Consider the following 13,327-nt stretch of genomic DNA (forward strand, 5'->3'; position numbering starts at 1 on the left):
ATGGTGCGGATGCGGGGTAGCGCCCGTTCCCTTACGGCTACTCCCCCTGGCTTCTCCCCCTCGATTCGAGGGGAGGTGTCTCCAGGGAGGTGCCTCCAGGGGAGGCCCCAAGGTCAGTCGTGGGAGTGCAGAGGCTTGCCCGCGAGGGCGAGGTGGGCCTCGCCGAGGGCCTCGCTCTGCGTCGGGTGTGCGTGGATGAGCTGCGCGACCTCGGCCGGCAGCGCCTCCCAGTTGTAGATGAGCTGAGCCTCGCCCACCTGTTCGCCCATCCGGTCACCGACCATGTGGACGCCGACCACGGCACCATCGCGGACCTGGACCAGCTTGATCTCGCCCGTGGTGTTGAGGATCTTGCTCCTGCCGTTGCCGGCGAGGTTGTACTTGAGGGTGACGACCTTGTCGGCCCCGTAGATCTCCTTGGCCTTCTCCTCCGTGATGCCGACGGAGGCGACCTCCGGGTGGCAGTACGTCACGCGGGGCACGCCGTCGTAGTCCACCGGCACCGGGTTCAGCCCGGCCAGCCGCTCCGCGACGAGGATGCCCTCGGCGAAGCCGACGTGCGCGAGCTGGAGGGTCGGGATGAGGTCGCCGACGGCGGAGACGGTCGGCACGTTCGTGCGGCAGTACTCGTCGGCGAGGACGAAGCCGCGGTCCATGGCGACCCCGGCCTCCTCGTAGCCGAGGCCCTGCGAGACGGGGCCGCGGCCGATGGCGACCAGCAGCACCTCCGCCTCGTACTCCTTGCCGTTGGCGAGGCTGACCTTCACGCCGTCGTTCGTGTACTCGGCCTTCTCGAAGAACGAGCCCAGGGAGAAGGAGATGCCGCGCTTGCGGAAGGCGCGCTCCAGCAGCTTGGAGCTGCTCTCGTCCTCGGCCGGCACCAGGTGGGGAAGGCCCTCGACGATGGTCACGTCCGTGCCGAACGACTTCCAGGCCGAGGCGAATTCGACGCCGATGACGCCGCCGCCCAGGATGATCGCGGACTCGGGCACGCGCTCCAGGTGCAGCCCGTGGTCGGAGGAGATGATGCGGTTGCCGTCGATCTCCAGGCCGGGCAGCGTCTTCGGTACGGAGCCCGTCGCGAGGAGGATGTGGCGGCCCTCGTAGCGCTGGCCGTTGACGTCGACCGACGTGGGGGAGGACAGCCGGCCCTCGCCCTCGACGTAGGTGATCTTGCGGGATGCGACGAGGCCCTGCAGGCCCTTGTACAGCCCGGAGACCACGCCGTCCTTGTACTTGTGCACCCCGGCCATGTCGATGCCGTCGAAGGTGCTCTTCACGCCGAACTTCTCGCCCTCGCGGGCCTGGTCGGCCAGCTCACCGGCGTGCAGAAGAGCCTTGGTGGGGATGCAGCCCCGGTGCAGACAGGTGCCGCCCAGCTTGTCCTTCTCGATCAGGGCGACGTCCAGACCCAGCTGCGCCCCGCGCAGTGCGGCGGCATAGCCGCCGCTGCCGCCTCCGAGGATCACTAGGTCGAAAACGGTGCTGGCGTCGTTCGCCACGTCACGTCCTCCATGCATGGGTACGCCGGAGCCGGTCTCCTTCAGACCGGGCGGCTGTATTGCGGCCGCTGTTCTGCTCGGCCCTGGACTCGGCTTGGTGAAGCCGCGCTGGGGCCCTGTCCTGCCGGGGACCCATCTTCGCACTTGTCGGCGGGCAGCGGGACGCGGGGCCGTGTACCCGGCGGTACGGGCGCGATCGCTTTCGGCGAACTCGGCCGTACCGCCGGGCGACTGCCTGATGTACCCGTGTAACGGAGCGGAAAGTGTGACCCTGCTCACGTCAGGGTCACGCGGGCCGCGGGCGGACAGCCCTCCGGGGCCTCAGGGCAGTTCGCCCGCCGCCGCACGCTCGGCGAGACGCACCAGAGTGCGCACACCGGAGCCGGTGCCGCCCTTGGGGGTGTAGCCGAAGGGGCCCGAGTCGTTGAACGCCGGTCCCGCGATGTCGAGATGAGCCCACAGGACGTCCTCGTCGACGAACTCCTTGAGGAACAGGCCCGCCACCAGCCCGCTGCCCGGGCGCTCGCCGATGTTGGAGATGTCGGCGACAGGCGACTCCATGCCCTTGCGCAGGTGCGTCGGCATCGGCATCGGCCAGGACGCCTCGCCGGCCTCCCCCGCGAGTTCGTGCAGGGTGCTGCGGAAGTCGTCGTCGTTGCTGAGCACGCCGAAGGTGCGGTTGCCCAGGGCGAGCACCATCGCGCCCGTCAGGGTGGCGACGTCGACGACGGCGTCCGGGGACTCCTCGCACGCACGGGTCAGCGCGTCGGCGAGCACCAGCCGTCCCTCGGCGTCGGTGTTGAGGACCTCGACGGTCTTGCCGCTGTACATGCTGAGCACGTCACCCGGACGAGTGGCCGTACCCGACGGCATGTTCTCGGCGAGCGCCAGCCAGCCCGTCACGTTGACGCGCAGGCCGAGACGGGCGGCCGAGACGACCGCGGCGAAGACTGCGGCGGCGCCGCTCATGTCGCACTTCATCGTCTCGTTGTGACCGACGGGCTTGAGCGAGATGCCGCCGGAGTCGTAGGTGATGCCCTTGCCGACCAGTGCGACGGACTTCTTCGCCTTGGGGTGGGTGTGCGCGATGCGCACCAGGCGGGGCGGGTTGCCCGAACCCTTGCCGACTCCGAGGATGCCGCCGTAGCCGCCCTTCGTGAGCGCGCCCTCGTCCATCACCTCGATGTCGAGGCTGTGCTGCTTCGCGGTCTCCTTCGCGCGGTCGGCGAAGACGGCCGGAGTGAGGTCGTTGGACGGGGTGTTGACCAGGTCGCGGGCGCGTGCCACCTCGGAGGCCAGCACCTCCGCACGCTCGGCCGCGGCCTTGTGCGCCTTGTCCCGCGGCTTGGCGCCGACGACGGTGATCTCGGCGAGCGGTGCGCTCGCTCCGTCCTTCTCCTTGCGGCCGTCCTTGTCGCTCTTCTTGCCGTTCTTGCCCTCGCCGGAGCTGCGGTAGGCGGTGAACGAGTACGCGCCGAGCAGCGCGCCCTCCGTCACGGCCGCCACCGCCGCCGCGTCCTCGACGGGCAGCGCGAAGGCGGCCTTCTTCGTGCCCGACAGCGCACGGGCGGCGGTGCCCGCGGCGCGGCGCAGCGTCTCCAGGTCGTAGGACTCGTGCTTCCCGGGTGCCTCGCCCAGGCCGACGGCCAGCACGACCGGCGCCTTGATCCCGGCCGGCGGCGCGGGGATCTTGGTGGTCTCGCCCTCGCTGCCGCCCGCGCCGAGTGCGTCAAGGGTCGTGGCGAGCTTCCCGCCGTACGCCTTGTCCACGGTCTCGCCGCCGAGAGCGACGACGGGGCCCTTGGCGCCCTTGGCGACGCCGATCACGACTACGTCCGCACGCTGAGTCGTGGCGGACGAGGTGCTGAGAGTCAGAGCAGACACGGTGTGAGGGACCTTCTTCCTTCTTCGGAACGCCGGAAGCGCGGACCGCCGGACACGGTGAGCGGCTTCCGGCACCGGGCATCGTATGCCCGCGAAAAACGTCGTATGCGGGAGACCCTACGCTCACCCGGGGCGTCAACCCCGGGCGCCGGGGCCGGTGATGACGGACCCGGCGGCCTCGTCCCGCGGCGGGTGCCGGGGTCAGCCGAAGGCGAGCACCACCAGAGCCACGGTGGCCGCGCACTCCGCCAGCGCACCGAAGACGTCGCCCGTGACGCCCCCGAGACGGCGGCGGCAGTGGCGCAACAGCAGCTCGGCGGCGGCCAGTCCGAGAACCACGGCGAAGAGGTACGAGACGGCGCCGAAGAGAGGGTTCCACCAGTTGACGACCGCGCCGAGGGCCGCGCTCACCACGGCGACGCCCGCGGCGACGAGCACGGCCGTACGTACGGGAACGGTGTCCGCGACCAGAGCGCCGAGCCCGTCCGGGCGTGCGGCAGGAACACCCGAACGAGCTGCGAGCGTCAGCGCCGTGCGCGCGACGACGCACGAGACGACGACCGCGAGCGCGCCCTGAGCCCAACCCCCTTCGCCGTAGAGCTCGTTGACGACCGCTACCTGCGCCAGCAGTACGAGGACGAGAGTGAGAACGCCGAACGGGCCGATGTCCGAACGCTTCATGACGCGCAGCGCTTCCCCGGCGGGCTTCGCGCTTCCCAGGCCGTCGGCGACGTCCGCGAGACCGTCGAGATGCAGCGCGCGCGTGAGCACGGCGGGCACGGCCACCGATATGACGGCGGCGAGGAGCGAGGACGTGCCGAGCAACAGTGCCAGCAGCCCTGTTGCGGCCGCCGTCAGCCCCACGAGGAGACCCACGAAGGGTGCCCACTCCATTCCGCGGCGGGCGGACCCGCGGTCCCAGCGGGGGACGCCGACGGGCAGGACGGTGAGTGTGCCCAGAGCGAAGCGGATGCCGTCCTCGGCGGAGGCGCCCGCCTTCGCCGCCTTTCCGGCAGCGCCCTGACTTGCCTGTGCCTCGTCGTCCCTGGCCTTGTCGCCCTCGGCTTTGTCGTTCTCGGCCTTCTTGGCCTCGGCGTTGCCGTCTCCGGCCGCGCCGCCCTCCGCTTCCGGGTCCGCGGCCGCGCGATGCCCGGCTTCGCGGTCCTCGGGTCCGCGGGCCGGCGCAGGCTCGCCAGGGCGACCGTCGCTCTGACCGGACTTGTCGGGCCTGGCGGCCGGTTCGGGCCCGTCCGGGGGAGTGGTGTCCATCGGAGCGCAGGCTAGCGCCTCACGGTCCGCAACGGCACCGTCCGTGCACGGCCGTTCACGCCGGCCGATCGCCGCAGGACGCCGAAGCTCCCCGTCGCGGGCCGGTTCGGCGCCCACCGGGGGCGCTGCCCCTTGCCCGCGGGCCCGCGCCGTACCGCAGGCACCCGGGCCGCCACCGGCCCGCGAAGGGGGTCGTGGGCGAATCTCAAGTCGCGTCCAGCGCAGGCGAGTCCGAGCCTCCGCCGTCGTCTCCGTCTCCGCCGGTGTCCCCGTCCTTCTCGTCCCCGTCGTCCCGTACGGGCAGCCCCGCCGCGAGTTCGGCGGCCGCCTGCACCAGGGGCAGGGCGAGCAGCGCGCCCGTGCCGCCGCCGACCTCCACCCGCTGTTCCAGCAGCGGGTCGAGCGCCATGCGGTCGAGAGCCTTCGCCTGCGCGGGTTCGCTGCCCGCGTGCCCGGCCACCCACCAGTCGGGCGCGCGGAACGCGACCCGCTGCGCCACGAGCGCGCACGCCGCGGAGACGACGCCGTCGAGCACCACGGGGGTGCGCCGTACCGCGGACTGCAGCAGGAACCCGGTCATCGCGGTGAGATCGGCGCCGGCGACCGCGGCGAGCAGCTCCAGCTGATCGCCCAGCACGGGCCGTGCGCGGCGCAGCCCGTCCCTGATGGCCGCGCACTTGCGCATCCACGCCAGGTCGTCGATCTCCCCGCCGCCCCTGCCCGTGACGACCGAGGCGTCGGTGCCGCACAGCGCCGCGATCAGCGTCCCGGCCGCCGTCGTGCCGCCGACCGAGAGATCACCGAGGACGACCAGATCGGTGCCCGCGTCCGCCTCCTCGTCCGCGACGGCCATCCCCGCGCGGAAGGCCGCCTCCGCCTCCTGAGCGGTCAGCGTGTCCTCGATGTCGAGGCGGCCCGAGGAGCGCCGCACCCGGTGCCGGGTCACTTCGGCGGGGAACTCCTCCGGATCGCAGTCGAGCGCCATGTCGACGACCCTGACCGGGACTTCGAGCCGGCTGGCGAGGATCGCGGCGGGTGTGGTGCCCTCCAGGGCCTCCCTCACGAGCGTGTGCGCGGAGCCGGCGCGATGGGAGGAGACGTCCAGCGAGGCCACGCCGTGATCGCCCGCGAAGACGACGAGGCGCGGCTGCCGCACTGGCTGGACGGGCAGCCGTCCCTGAGCCGCCGTCAGCCACTCTCCCAGCTCGTCCAGCCTGCCCAGCGCCTCGGGAGGCAGCCCGGTCCGTGCCCTCCGCTCCTCGGCGTCCCGGCGCAGTCCGCCGTGCGGGCGCTCGATGAGGTCGGAGAAGTCATCCAGGTCGAGGGTGCGGTCAGTCATGTTGGCGAAGCGTACGGTACGGCCGGGCGCCCACGGCGGCGCGGTGCGGACGCACGTGCGGGGGCGCCGCCAGGGGGGCTGCCGGACCGCAGTACGGCTCCGGCGAACCGCGCCGTCAGCCGCGCAGCGGTTGCGCCACGCCCGCGGTGACGAGCAGCACGTGCTCGCACTCCGCCGCGAACTCCGCGTTCAGGCGGCCCAGTTCGTCGCGGAAGCGCCGCCCCGCAGACGTTTCGGGCACGATGCCCGAACCGACCTCGTTGCTCACCGCCACCACCGTGCGCCGGGTCCGGCGCAGCGCCGAGAGCAGCGCGGAGACCCGCTCCCGCAGCATCCGCGAACCGACCGTCGCCCAGCGCTCGTCGTCCCACGCCCCGACGGAGTCCATCGCGTCCGTGAGCCACAGCGCGAGGCAGTCGATGAGCAGCGGCGGGCCCGGCTCCTCCAGCAGCGGGACGAGATCGCAGGTCTCCTCCGTGCGCCACGACGCGGGGCGGCGTTCCTTGTGCGCGCTCACGCGGGCGGCCCACTCCGGATCGCCCTCGCGAGCGCCGCCGGTGGCCACGTACACGACTCCGGGGAAGGAAGCCAGCCGCTGCTCGGCCTCGGCGGACTTGCCGGACCGTGCCCCGCCGAGTACGAGCGTGCGCCGCGGGATCTCGGGGACGTCCGGGTAGTCGCCGACGACGAGGGTCGTACCGTCCGGTTCCGTGTGGGCTCCCGCCGCGGCGAGACGCCGGTGCAGCTCGGGCCCGGGCGGCACGTCGTGGTCGATGTGGAGGGCGACCACGTCGGTCGCCGGGCCCACGGCGCCGGCTGCGCGGAGGCGGGCGAGGGCCTCGGGGCGCCCGAGCACGTCGAGGAGCACCATGTCGTAGGGGGAGGCGGCCGGTTCGCGTCCCTCCTCGAGGCCGGCGGGCGCCGCCGCAGGGGGCAGGTAGAGGAGGCGTTCTCCGCCGGGACCGGTCACCTGGTAGCCGGTGCCGGGCGAGTCCAGGGCGACGGCGCGTATCCGGTGGCCGCTGATCAGGGCGAGGTCCTGCCGCTCGGAGACGCGCAGCGGTGCGGGCAGCCCGGCCGGGAGCTCCATCACCGGACCGTCGTGCGGGTGCGAGAGCAGCACCTGCCGTACGCCGTGCAGTGAACGCCCCGCGCGGGCGGCGGCGAAGGCGGGACCGGGCGTGAGGTCGAGCAGCACGGTGCTGTCCACCAGGACGGCGGTGGCGGCGCGCGCGTTCGTACGGCCCCTGACGCAGGCGGCGCACACGGCGCACGGGCAGTCGGGCCGGGGGAGTCCCGCGGGAGCTCCCGTGCCGAGCAGAGTGAGTTCCACACCCCGATCGTCTCGTGCGCGGTCGGCGCCCGCCCACTCAGGATTAGTCTGCGGGCAGCAACAGTCGATCTCTGGAGGCACACATGGCGTGGACGTGGCGGTTCGAGAAGGCCGACGGATCGGAGACCGAACCTGCCGTAGCGCCCGAGGAGTTCCCCACCCAGGGCGACGCCGAGTCCTGGATCGGCGAGGTGTGGAAGGAGCTGCTCGAAGGCGGCACCGACCAGGTGACGCTGCTGGACGACGGCAGCAAGGTCTACGGCCCGATGAGCCTGCACGCCCAGGACGGCTACGAGGGCGAGAACGTGTAGCCGCGGACTCGCGCCCCGACGGCGCCCTCCGGCGAGGCCCCCGGCTCCGTCGGAGGGCGCCGTCGTGTGTCTGCATCCGCGCCGGGCGGCGCTCCCGGAGCGACGCGCGGCCCGCGACGGCATCAGCCGGACCGCGTCCCGCGTCCCGCGGCAGCGGTCAGCCGTCGGCCGGCTCACGCTCCCCGGCCCGCGCCGGACTCAGCCGGCGCCGCCCCGTGCCCCGCAGACGTGCAGCATCGCCGCCACCGAGCGGTACGGGTCGCTGCGCCCCGCACGCTCCTCCGCGGCGAGCATCCGGTCCGCCTTCTCCTCCTCGGCGGGGCAGTCGTCGCTGCCGAATATCCCCACCCCGTACCACTGCCGCAGCGGTGTGCCGATTCCGGCGAGCCCCCTGGTCAGCGTCTCCAGGCGCAGGGCGCTCCCGGTCCTTTCCGGGAAGTCGAGGGCGGCCAGTGCCGCGTCCCAGTCGCCGGAGCGCCCCGGGTGCATGGCCAGCGCGGCGTCGTTCCGTATCAGCAGCGACAGCAGGCCTCCCGCGTCCAGGACCCGCGCGAGACCCGCGAGGGTGATGCCCGGGTCGCGCGCCTGGATCAGTCCGTCGTGGCAGAGCACGACGTCGAAGGTGCCGGGCAGGAAGTGGGCGCCGGTGTCCTCGCTGCCGCCCGCGACGAGGCGCACGCGCTCACGTATGCCCTCGGGCTCCTCGGCGAGGTCCTTCTCGAAGAGCTCGCGCAGGTCGGGGTCGGACTGCAGGCCGGTCACCCGGTGGCCGGCACGCGCCAGCCGCAGGGCCTGTACGCCGCGCCCGAGGCCGACGTCGAGCACGCGCAGCCTGCGCCCCACCTCGAAACCGGCCGATATCTGCTCGTCCAGCTGACGGGCGAGAATCCTCTGCCCGAGCTGTCCGGGGTCACTCAGGTCCACGGCACGTCCAGGGCGCGGTCACGACGCCGCGGGCGAGTGCCTGCGCGGGCGTGACGCCGGGATGTGCGAGGGGTACGGACCGGCTCCGCAGGTCCTGCCGCGACCGGGGACCCTGCCGCCCGTTCAGGGCTTCTCGCCGCGTGCGACCTGCGGCTTGGGCAGGCGCATCCGTCGCAGCTGGAGCGTACGCATCAGGGCGTAGGCGACGGCGCCGCGCTTGGGCTCGTCGGGATAGCGCTCCCGGAGGTCCCTCTTGAGCCGGAAGCCGAGCCCGATCGAGTCGAGGACGATCATCACGATCACGAAGAGCCAGAGCAGCAGCGAGATGTTCTTCAGCTGCAGCGAGGGCATCATGCTCAGCACCAGGATGATCACCGCGAGCGGCAGGAAGAACTCGGCGACCGACCAGCGCGAGTCCACGTAGTCGCGGGCGAAGCGCCGCACGGGGCCCTTGTCGCGCGCGGGCAGGTAACGCTCGTCCCCGCCCGCCAGGGCCTGACGCTGCCGCGCCATGTCGCTGCGGCGCGCCTCGCGCTGCCGCTTGGCGGCCTCCTTGCGGCTGGCCGGGGCCTTCGCGAGCGTGCGGCGCTGAGACTGCGCCTCGCTGCGCTTGGGCGTCGGCCGGCCCTTGGGGGCCTCGGGATCACGGGTCTGCTGGGGCTCGGCGGCGGTCACCTGGGTGGTGGGAGCGGCCTGCCCGTCCTTCGAACGGCTTCGGAACACGCTCCCAAGACTACGGTGCCGTGCGAGGTGCCCCCAGGCCCTTGCCGGGAACGATCTCGCAACACCGTCAGCGGTGCGGCCCGGCAAGCCCGCCGCCCCCGCGGCCGCGGGCCGGACCCCCTGAAGCCCCGAACCGTCCGTGACGGCCCGTATCGCCCCGGTTGCGGCAGCCGGAACGGGCCCCGCCCTACTCCCTGCGCCGGAGGCCCCGCGGCCCGATCGTCCTTCAGGAGGAGCGCATCCGCGGCCGAACAGTGCGGTAATGGAACCAGGGCCCGTAGTCTTGGGTCTTGAAGGTGTGCTGCTGAGGCTCAGTCCGTTACGAAGGGGGCGCGCGAGGCCCATGAGCGGTGTCATGAAGCGTATGGGGATGATTTTCCGCGCGAAGGCCAACAAGGCCCTGGACCGGGCCGAGGACCCGCGCGAGACGCTCGATTACTCGTACCAGAAGCAGCTGGAGCTGCTGCAGAAGGTGCGCCGCGGCGTCGCCGACGTGGCGACGTCCCGGAAGCGCCTCGAACTGCAGATGAGCCAGCTCCAGGGCCAGTCCTCCAAGCTGGAGGAGCAGGGCAAGAAGGCTCTCGCGCTCGGCCGCGAGGACCTCGCCCGCGAGGCGCTCTCCCGCCGTGCCGCGCTCCAGCAGCAGGTCACCGACCTGGAGTCGCAGCACCAGACGCTGCAGGGCGAGGAGGAGAAGCTGACTCTCGCCTCCCAGCGGCTGCAGGCGAAGGTGGACGCCTTCCGTACGAAGAAGGAGACGATCAAGGCCACCTACACCGCCGCCCAGGCCCAGACGCGCATCGGGGAGGCCTTCTCCGGCATCTCCGAGGAGATGGGCGACGTCGGCATGGCGGTCCAGCGTGCGGAGGACAAGACCGCGGAGCTGCAGGCCCGCTCCGGGGCCATCGACGAGCTCCTCGCCTCCGGCGCGCTCGACGACGTGTCCGGCACCTCGAAGGACGACATCACCGCCGAGCTGGACAGGCTCTCCGGCGGCTCGGACGTCGAGCTGGAGCTGCAGCGGATGAAGGCCGAGCTGGCCGGCGGCTCGGAGAGCGGCGGACAGCAGGCCATTGAGGGCGGCAGCGGCACCGGGCAGGCCCAGGGCCAGGGCCAGGAGCAGCAGCAGTCCCAGGACACCCCGAAGTTCGAGAAGTAGCGGCCGTACTCAGCGCGGGGGAGCGCCGTGCGCGGCACGGGCTCCCCGGCTCCCACGGGCAGCGACACCGAGAAGCAGCAGCTGACGGCCCCGCGCCAGAAGGAGAGCGACATGATCGTACGGATCATGGGGGAAGGCCAGGTGAAGCTGGACGACAGCCACTTCGCCGAGCTGAACAAGCTGGACGACGAGCTGCTCTCCGAGATGGAGACCGGAGACGAGGAGGGCTTCCGCCGCACGCTGACGGCGCTCCTCAACGCCGTACGGACGATGGGCTCGTCGCTTCCCGACGACGCCCTGGAGCCGTCGGAGCTGATCCTTCCGGCCCCGGACGCCACCCTCGAAGAGGTACGCGAGATGCTCACCGACGACGGCCTCATCCCGAACTGAGTCCTTCCGTGAGGGCCGCCCGTGCGGCCTTCACGGCTCGCACGGTCCTCACGGCCGGCACCGCCCGGCACGCACCGGCGAGCGCAAGCCCTGGCAGTACACAGCAAGCCCGCCCCATGGTCCGATGCACAACCCGACGAGCCTGACGCAGCAGACGTGCCCGATATGACGGCGAAGCCCGCAGCAGGCGCCCTGACCGATGTGCGGCAGTGGATGCGCGCGCATCCCTACGCCGTCGACGCGCTGATCGCGCTGGGCGCCTTCCTCGCGATCCTGCTGGGCGCGGCCGCCGAGTCCTCCGGCGAGGAGGTCCGCCCCCACTTCGGCAGGCGCGAGGTGCCGCCGCAGACGGTCGTGTCCGCGGCGCTGGCGTGCGCGGTGCTGGTGCTGCGCCGCCGGGCTCCGATGCCGGTGCTGTGCATAACCAGCCTCGTCACGGTGGCCGGCCACGTCATCGATCCCGGTGGCGGCACTCCCGAAGAGGGGCACCGGGCACCCATCGTGATCGCCGCGATCATCGCGCTGTACACGGTCTCCAACCGCACCGACCGCGTCACCAGCGTCCGCGTCGGCGCCGTCACGGTGGGGGTGCTCACCGCCGCGGGAATGCTGCTGGGCAGCCGGCCTTGGTATGCGCAGGACAATCTCGCGACCTTCGCCTGGACGGGGCTGGCCGCCGCGGCCGGGGAGGCCGTGCGCAGCCGGCGCGCCTTCGTCGACGCCATACGGGAGCGGGCCGAGCGGGCCGAGCGCACACGCGAGGAGGAGGCCAGACGGCGCGTCGCGGAGGAGCGCATGCGCATCGCCCGCGAGCTGCACGACGTCGTCGCCCATCACATCGCGCTCGTCAACGTCCAGGCCGGTGTCGCCTCGCACGTCATGGACCAGCGGCCGGACCAGGCCAAGGAGGCGCTGGCACACGTACGGGAGGCGAGCCGGCACGCGCTGAACGAGCTGCAGGCCACCGTCGGGCTGCTGCGGCAGTCCGGGGAGAGCACGGCGCCCACGGAGCCGGCGCCGGGGCTCGGCGTCCTGGACGAACTGGTCGACGGCTTCACCAGGGCCGGGCTCGTGGTCTCGGTGGACGTCACCGCGGAGCCGGAGGGGGAGCCGGAGCGGGAACGCGAGCAGGAGCGGTCACCGGATGCGGTACGGCCGCCGGAGCCGGAACCGGAACTGCGTCCCGCGCCGGAAGCCGAACGGGCGCCCGCGGGGGAGGGCGCCGGAGGCGAGGCTTCCGTCGGAGCCGCGGCGGCAGCGGGACTGCCGTCCGCCGTGGATCTCACCGCCTACCGGGTCGTGCAGGAGGCCCTGACGAACGTGCAGAAGCACGTCGGCACCGGGGCCCGTGCCGAGGTGCGGATCGTCAACCGGCCCGGCGCCCTGGAGATCACCGTGACCGACGACGGCCAGGGCGACGGCCAGGGCGGCGGCGAGGACAGCCGCACCGGCCACGCGGGCGCCGGCCGGGAGGGAGCCTCCCCGGACGGTGCGGCAGGACCGCCGCCCGGCGCGGCCGGGGCGACCGGGTCTGCGGAGACCACCGGGACGGCACGAGGAGGGTCCTCAGCCGCCGACGACGCTCGTACGGACGACGTATCCGAGCCGGGCGGCGGCCACGGCCTGATGGGAATGCGGGAGCGTGCGGCGGCGCTGCACGGAGAGTGTGAGACGGGGCCGCTGCCGGACGGCGGTTTCCGCGTCCACGTACGGCTGCCGGTGCAGCCACGCAGCCGCGACCGGGAGCCCCGAGCCGAGGAAGGCGCCTCCGCATGACGATCCGCGTGGTGCTGGCGGACGACCAGACACTGCTGCGCAGCGCGTTCAGGGTGCTGGTCGACTCCGAGCCGGACATGGAGGTCGTCGCCGAGGCCTCCGACGGAGCCCAAGCCGTGGAAGCGGTGCGAGAGTCGGGTGCCGACGTGGTGCTCATGGACATCCGGATGCCGGGCACCGACGGTCTCGCCGCAACCCGTGCCATCAGCGCCGACCCGGCCCTGGCAGAGGTGCGGGTCGTCATCCTCACCACGTTCGAGGTGGACGACTACGTCGTGCAGGCGCTCCGCGCCGGCGCCTCCGGCTTCCTCGGCAAGGGCGCGGAACCGGAGGAGCTGCTCGCCGCGATCCGTACGGCCGCGAAGGGCGACGCCCTGCTCTCCCCGGCGGCCACCAAGGGCCTGATCGCCTCCTTCCTGGCGCAGGGAGGCCCGTACGCGACGATGGACACCGAGGAAGAGGCGAGCGCGGACGGGACGCAGGAGCAGCGCCCGGTCGACGTGCTCACCGGCCGGGAGCGCGAGGTCCTGACGCTGATCGGGGGCGGCCTCAACAACGACGAGATCGCGCAGCGGCTCGCCGTCAGCCCGCTCACGGTCAAGACGCACGTCAACCGCACCATGTCGAAGCTGGGGGCGCGGGACCGGGCGCAGCTCGTGGTCGCCGCGTACGAGAACGGCCTCGTGCGGCCCGGCACGCACTGATCCGGCGCGGCCG

At 72.9% G+C, this 13,327-nt stretch carries 12 protein-coding genes; 5 read left to right on the forward strand and 7 right to left on the reverse strand.

The genetic code is table 11. From position 1 onward, the window contains the following. Window positions 1-113 precede the first annotated feature (113 nt). The 5 genes from lpdA to AN215_RS19180 all read right to left on the reverse strand — a co-directional run bounded on the left by lpdA (window position 114) and on the right by AN215_RS19180 (window position 7,327). Window positions 114-1,502, reverse strand: coding sequence for a dihydrolipoyl dehydrogenase (lpdA, locus tag AN215_RS19160; protein WP_070011938.1), 1,389 nt, complete (start codon window positions 1,500-1,502; stop codon window positions 114-116). 321 nt (window positions 1,503-1,823) lie between these two features. Beyond that, window positions 1,824-3,386, reverse strand: a complete 1,563-nt coding sequence (locus AN215_RS19165) for a leucyl aminopeptidase (protein ID WP_070011939.1) — start codon at window positions 3,384-3,386, stop codon at window positions 1,824-1,826. A gap of 201 nt (window positions 3,387-3,587) precedes the next feature. After that, window positions 3,588-4,358 (reverse strand): adenosylcobinamide-GDP ribazoletransferase, encoded by a 771-nt coding sequence (locus tag AN215_RS19170; protein WP_070012107.1) that lies wholly within the window; start codon window positions 4,356-4,358, stop codon window positions 3,588-3,590. 502 nt (window positions 4,359-4,860) lie between these two features. Then, the gene (locus AN215_RS19175; protein ID WP_070011940.1) at window positions 4,861-5,994 is read right to left on the reverse strand and encodes a nicotinate-nucleotide--dimethylbenzimidazole phosphoribosyltransferase; all 1,134 of its coding nucleotides are present in this window, start codon (window positions 5,992-5,994) and stop codon (window positions 4,861-4,863) included. A 115-nt stretch (window positions 5,995-6,109) separates the two neighbouring features. Next, window positions 6,110-7,327 carry a bifunctional adenosylcobinamide kinase/adenosylcobinamide-phosphate guanylyltransferase gene (locus AN215_RS19180; protein ID WP_070011941.1) on the reverse strand — a complete coding sequence of 406 codons (1,218 nt, stop codon included), beginning with the start codon at window positions 7,325-7,327 and terminating at the stop codon, window positions 6,110-6,112. An 83-nt stretch (window positions 7,328-7,410) separates the two neighbouring features. On the opposite strand from AN215_RS19180, the gene AN215_RS19185 reads away from it, so the two are divergent. Further along, window positions 7,411-7,638 (forward strand): hypothetical protein, encoded by a 228-nt coding sequence (locus AN215_RS19185; protein WP_070011942.1) that lies wholly within the window; start codon window positions 7,411-7,413, stop codon window positions 7,636-7,638. Between the two features lie 198 nt (window positions 7,639-7,836). Here the strand turns inward: AN215_RS19185 and AN215_RS19190 are convergent, their stop codons facing one another. Beyond that, window positions 7,837-8,562 carry a class I SAM-dependent methyltransferase gene (locus AN215_RS19190; RefSeq protein WP_245694551.1) on the reverse strand — a complete coding sequence of 242 codons (726 nt, stop codon included), beginning with the start codon at window positions 8,560-8,562 and terminating at the stop codon, window positions 7,837-7,839. A 123-nt stretch (window positions 8,563-8,685) separates the two neighbouring features. Beyond that, a complete protein-coding gene (locus tag AN215_RS30455; RefSeq protein WP_079123191.1) occupies window positions 8,686-9,285 on the reverse strand; it encodes a DUF3043 domain-containing protein in 600 nt (199 codons plus the stop codon). 262 nt (window positions 9,286-9,547) lie between these two features. Here AN215_RS30455 and AN215_RS19200 point away from each other — a divergent pair, with 262 nt between their 5' ends. The 4 genes from AN215_RS19200 (at window position 9,548) to AN215_RS19215 (ending at window position 13,314) form a co-directional block, all read left to right on the forward strand. Beyond that, the gene (locus AN215_RS19200) at window positions 9,548-10,444 is read left to right on the forward strand and encodes a PspA/IM30 family protein (protein ID WP_079123192.1); all 897 of its coding nucleotides are present in this window, start codon (window positions 9,548-9,550) and stop codon (window positions 10,442-10,444) included. A gap of 111 nt (window positions 10,445-10,555) precedes the next feature. Continuing rightward, window positions 10,556-10,834, forward strand: coding sequence for a PspA-associated protein PspAA (pspAA, locus tag AN215_RS19205; RefSeq protein WP_070012109.1), 279 nt, complete (start codon window positions 10,556-10,558; stop codon window positions 10,832-10,834). 165 nt (window positions 10,835-10,999) lie between these two features. Further along, complete coding sequence (locus AN215_RS28775; protein WP_107374396.1) at window positions 11,000-12,610, forward strand: sensor histidine kinase; 1,611 nt, start codon at window positions 11,000-11,002, stop codon at window positions 12,608-12,610. Beyond that, window positions 12,607-13,314, forward strand: a complete 708-nt coding sequence (locus tag AN215_RS19215; RefSeq protein WP_070011945.1) for a response regulator — start codon at window positions 12,607-12,609, stop codon at window positions 13,312-13,314. Before AN215_RS28775 ends, AN215_RS19215 begins: the two co-directional genes overlap by 4 nt. Window positions 13,315-13,327 lie beyond the last annotated feature (13 nt).

The organism is Streptomyces abyssalis (assembly GCF_001751365.1).
GTDB lineage: Bacteria > Actinomycetota > Actinomycetes > Streptomycetales > Streptomycetaceae > Streptomyces > Streptomyces abyssalis.

Coding starts and splice junctions, on each gene's coding strand:
- AN215_RS28775 (WP_107374396.1), top strand. CDS start 11,000: ATGACGGCGAAGCCCGCAGCAGGCGCCCTGACCGATGTGCGGCAGTGG.
- AN215_RS19200 (WP_079123192.1), top strand. CDS start 9,548: ATGGAACCAGGGCCCGTAGTCTTGGGTCTTGAAGGTGTGCTGCTGAGG.
- pspAA (WP_070012109.1), top strand. CDS start 10,556: ATGATCGTACGGATCATGGGGGAAGGCCAGGTGAAGCTGGACGACAGC.
- AN215_RS19175 (WP_070011940.1), bottom strand. CDS start 5,994: ATGACTGACCGCACCCTCGACCTGGATGACTTCTCCGACCTCATCGAG.
- AN215_RS19185 (WP_070011942.1), top strand. CDS start 7,411: ATGGCGTGGACGTGGCGGTTCGAGAAGGCCGACGGATCGGAGACCGAA.
- AN215_RS19215 (WP_070011945.1), top strand. CDS start 12,607: ATGACGATCCGCGTGGTGCTGGCGGACGACCAGACACTGCTGCGCAGC.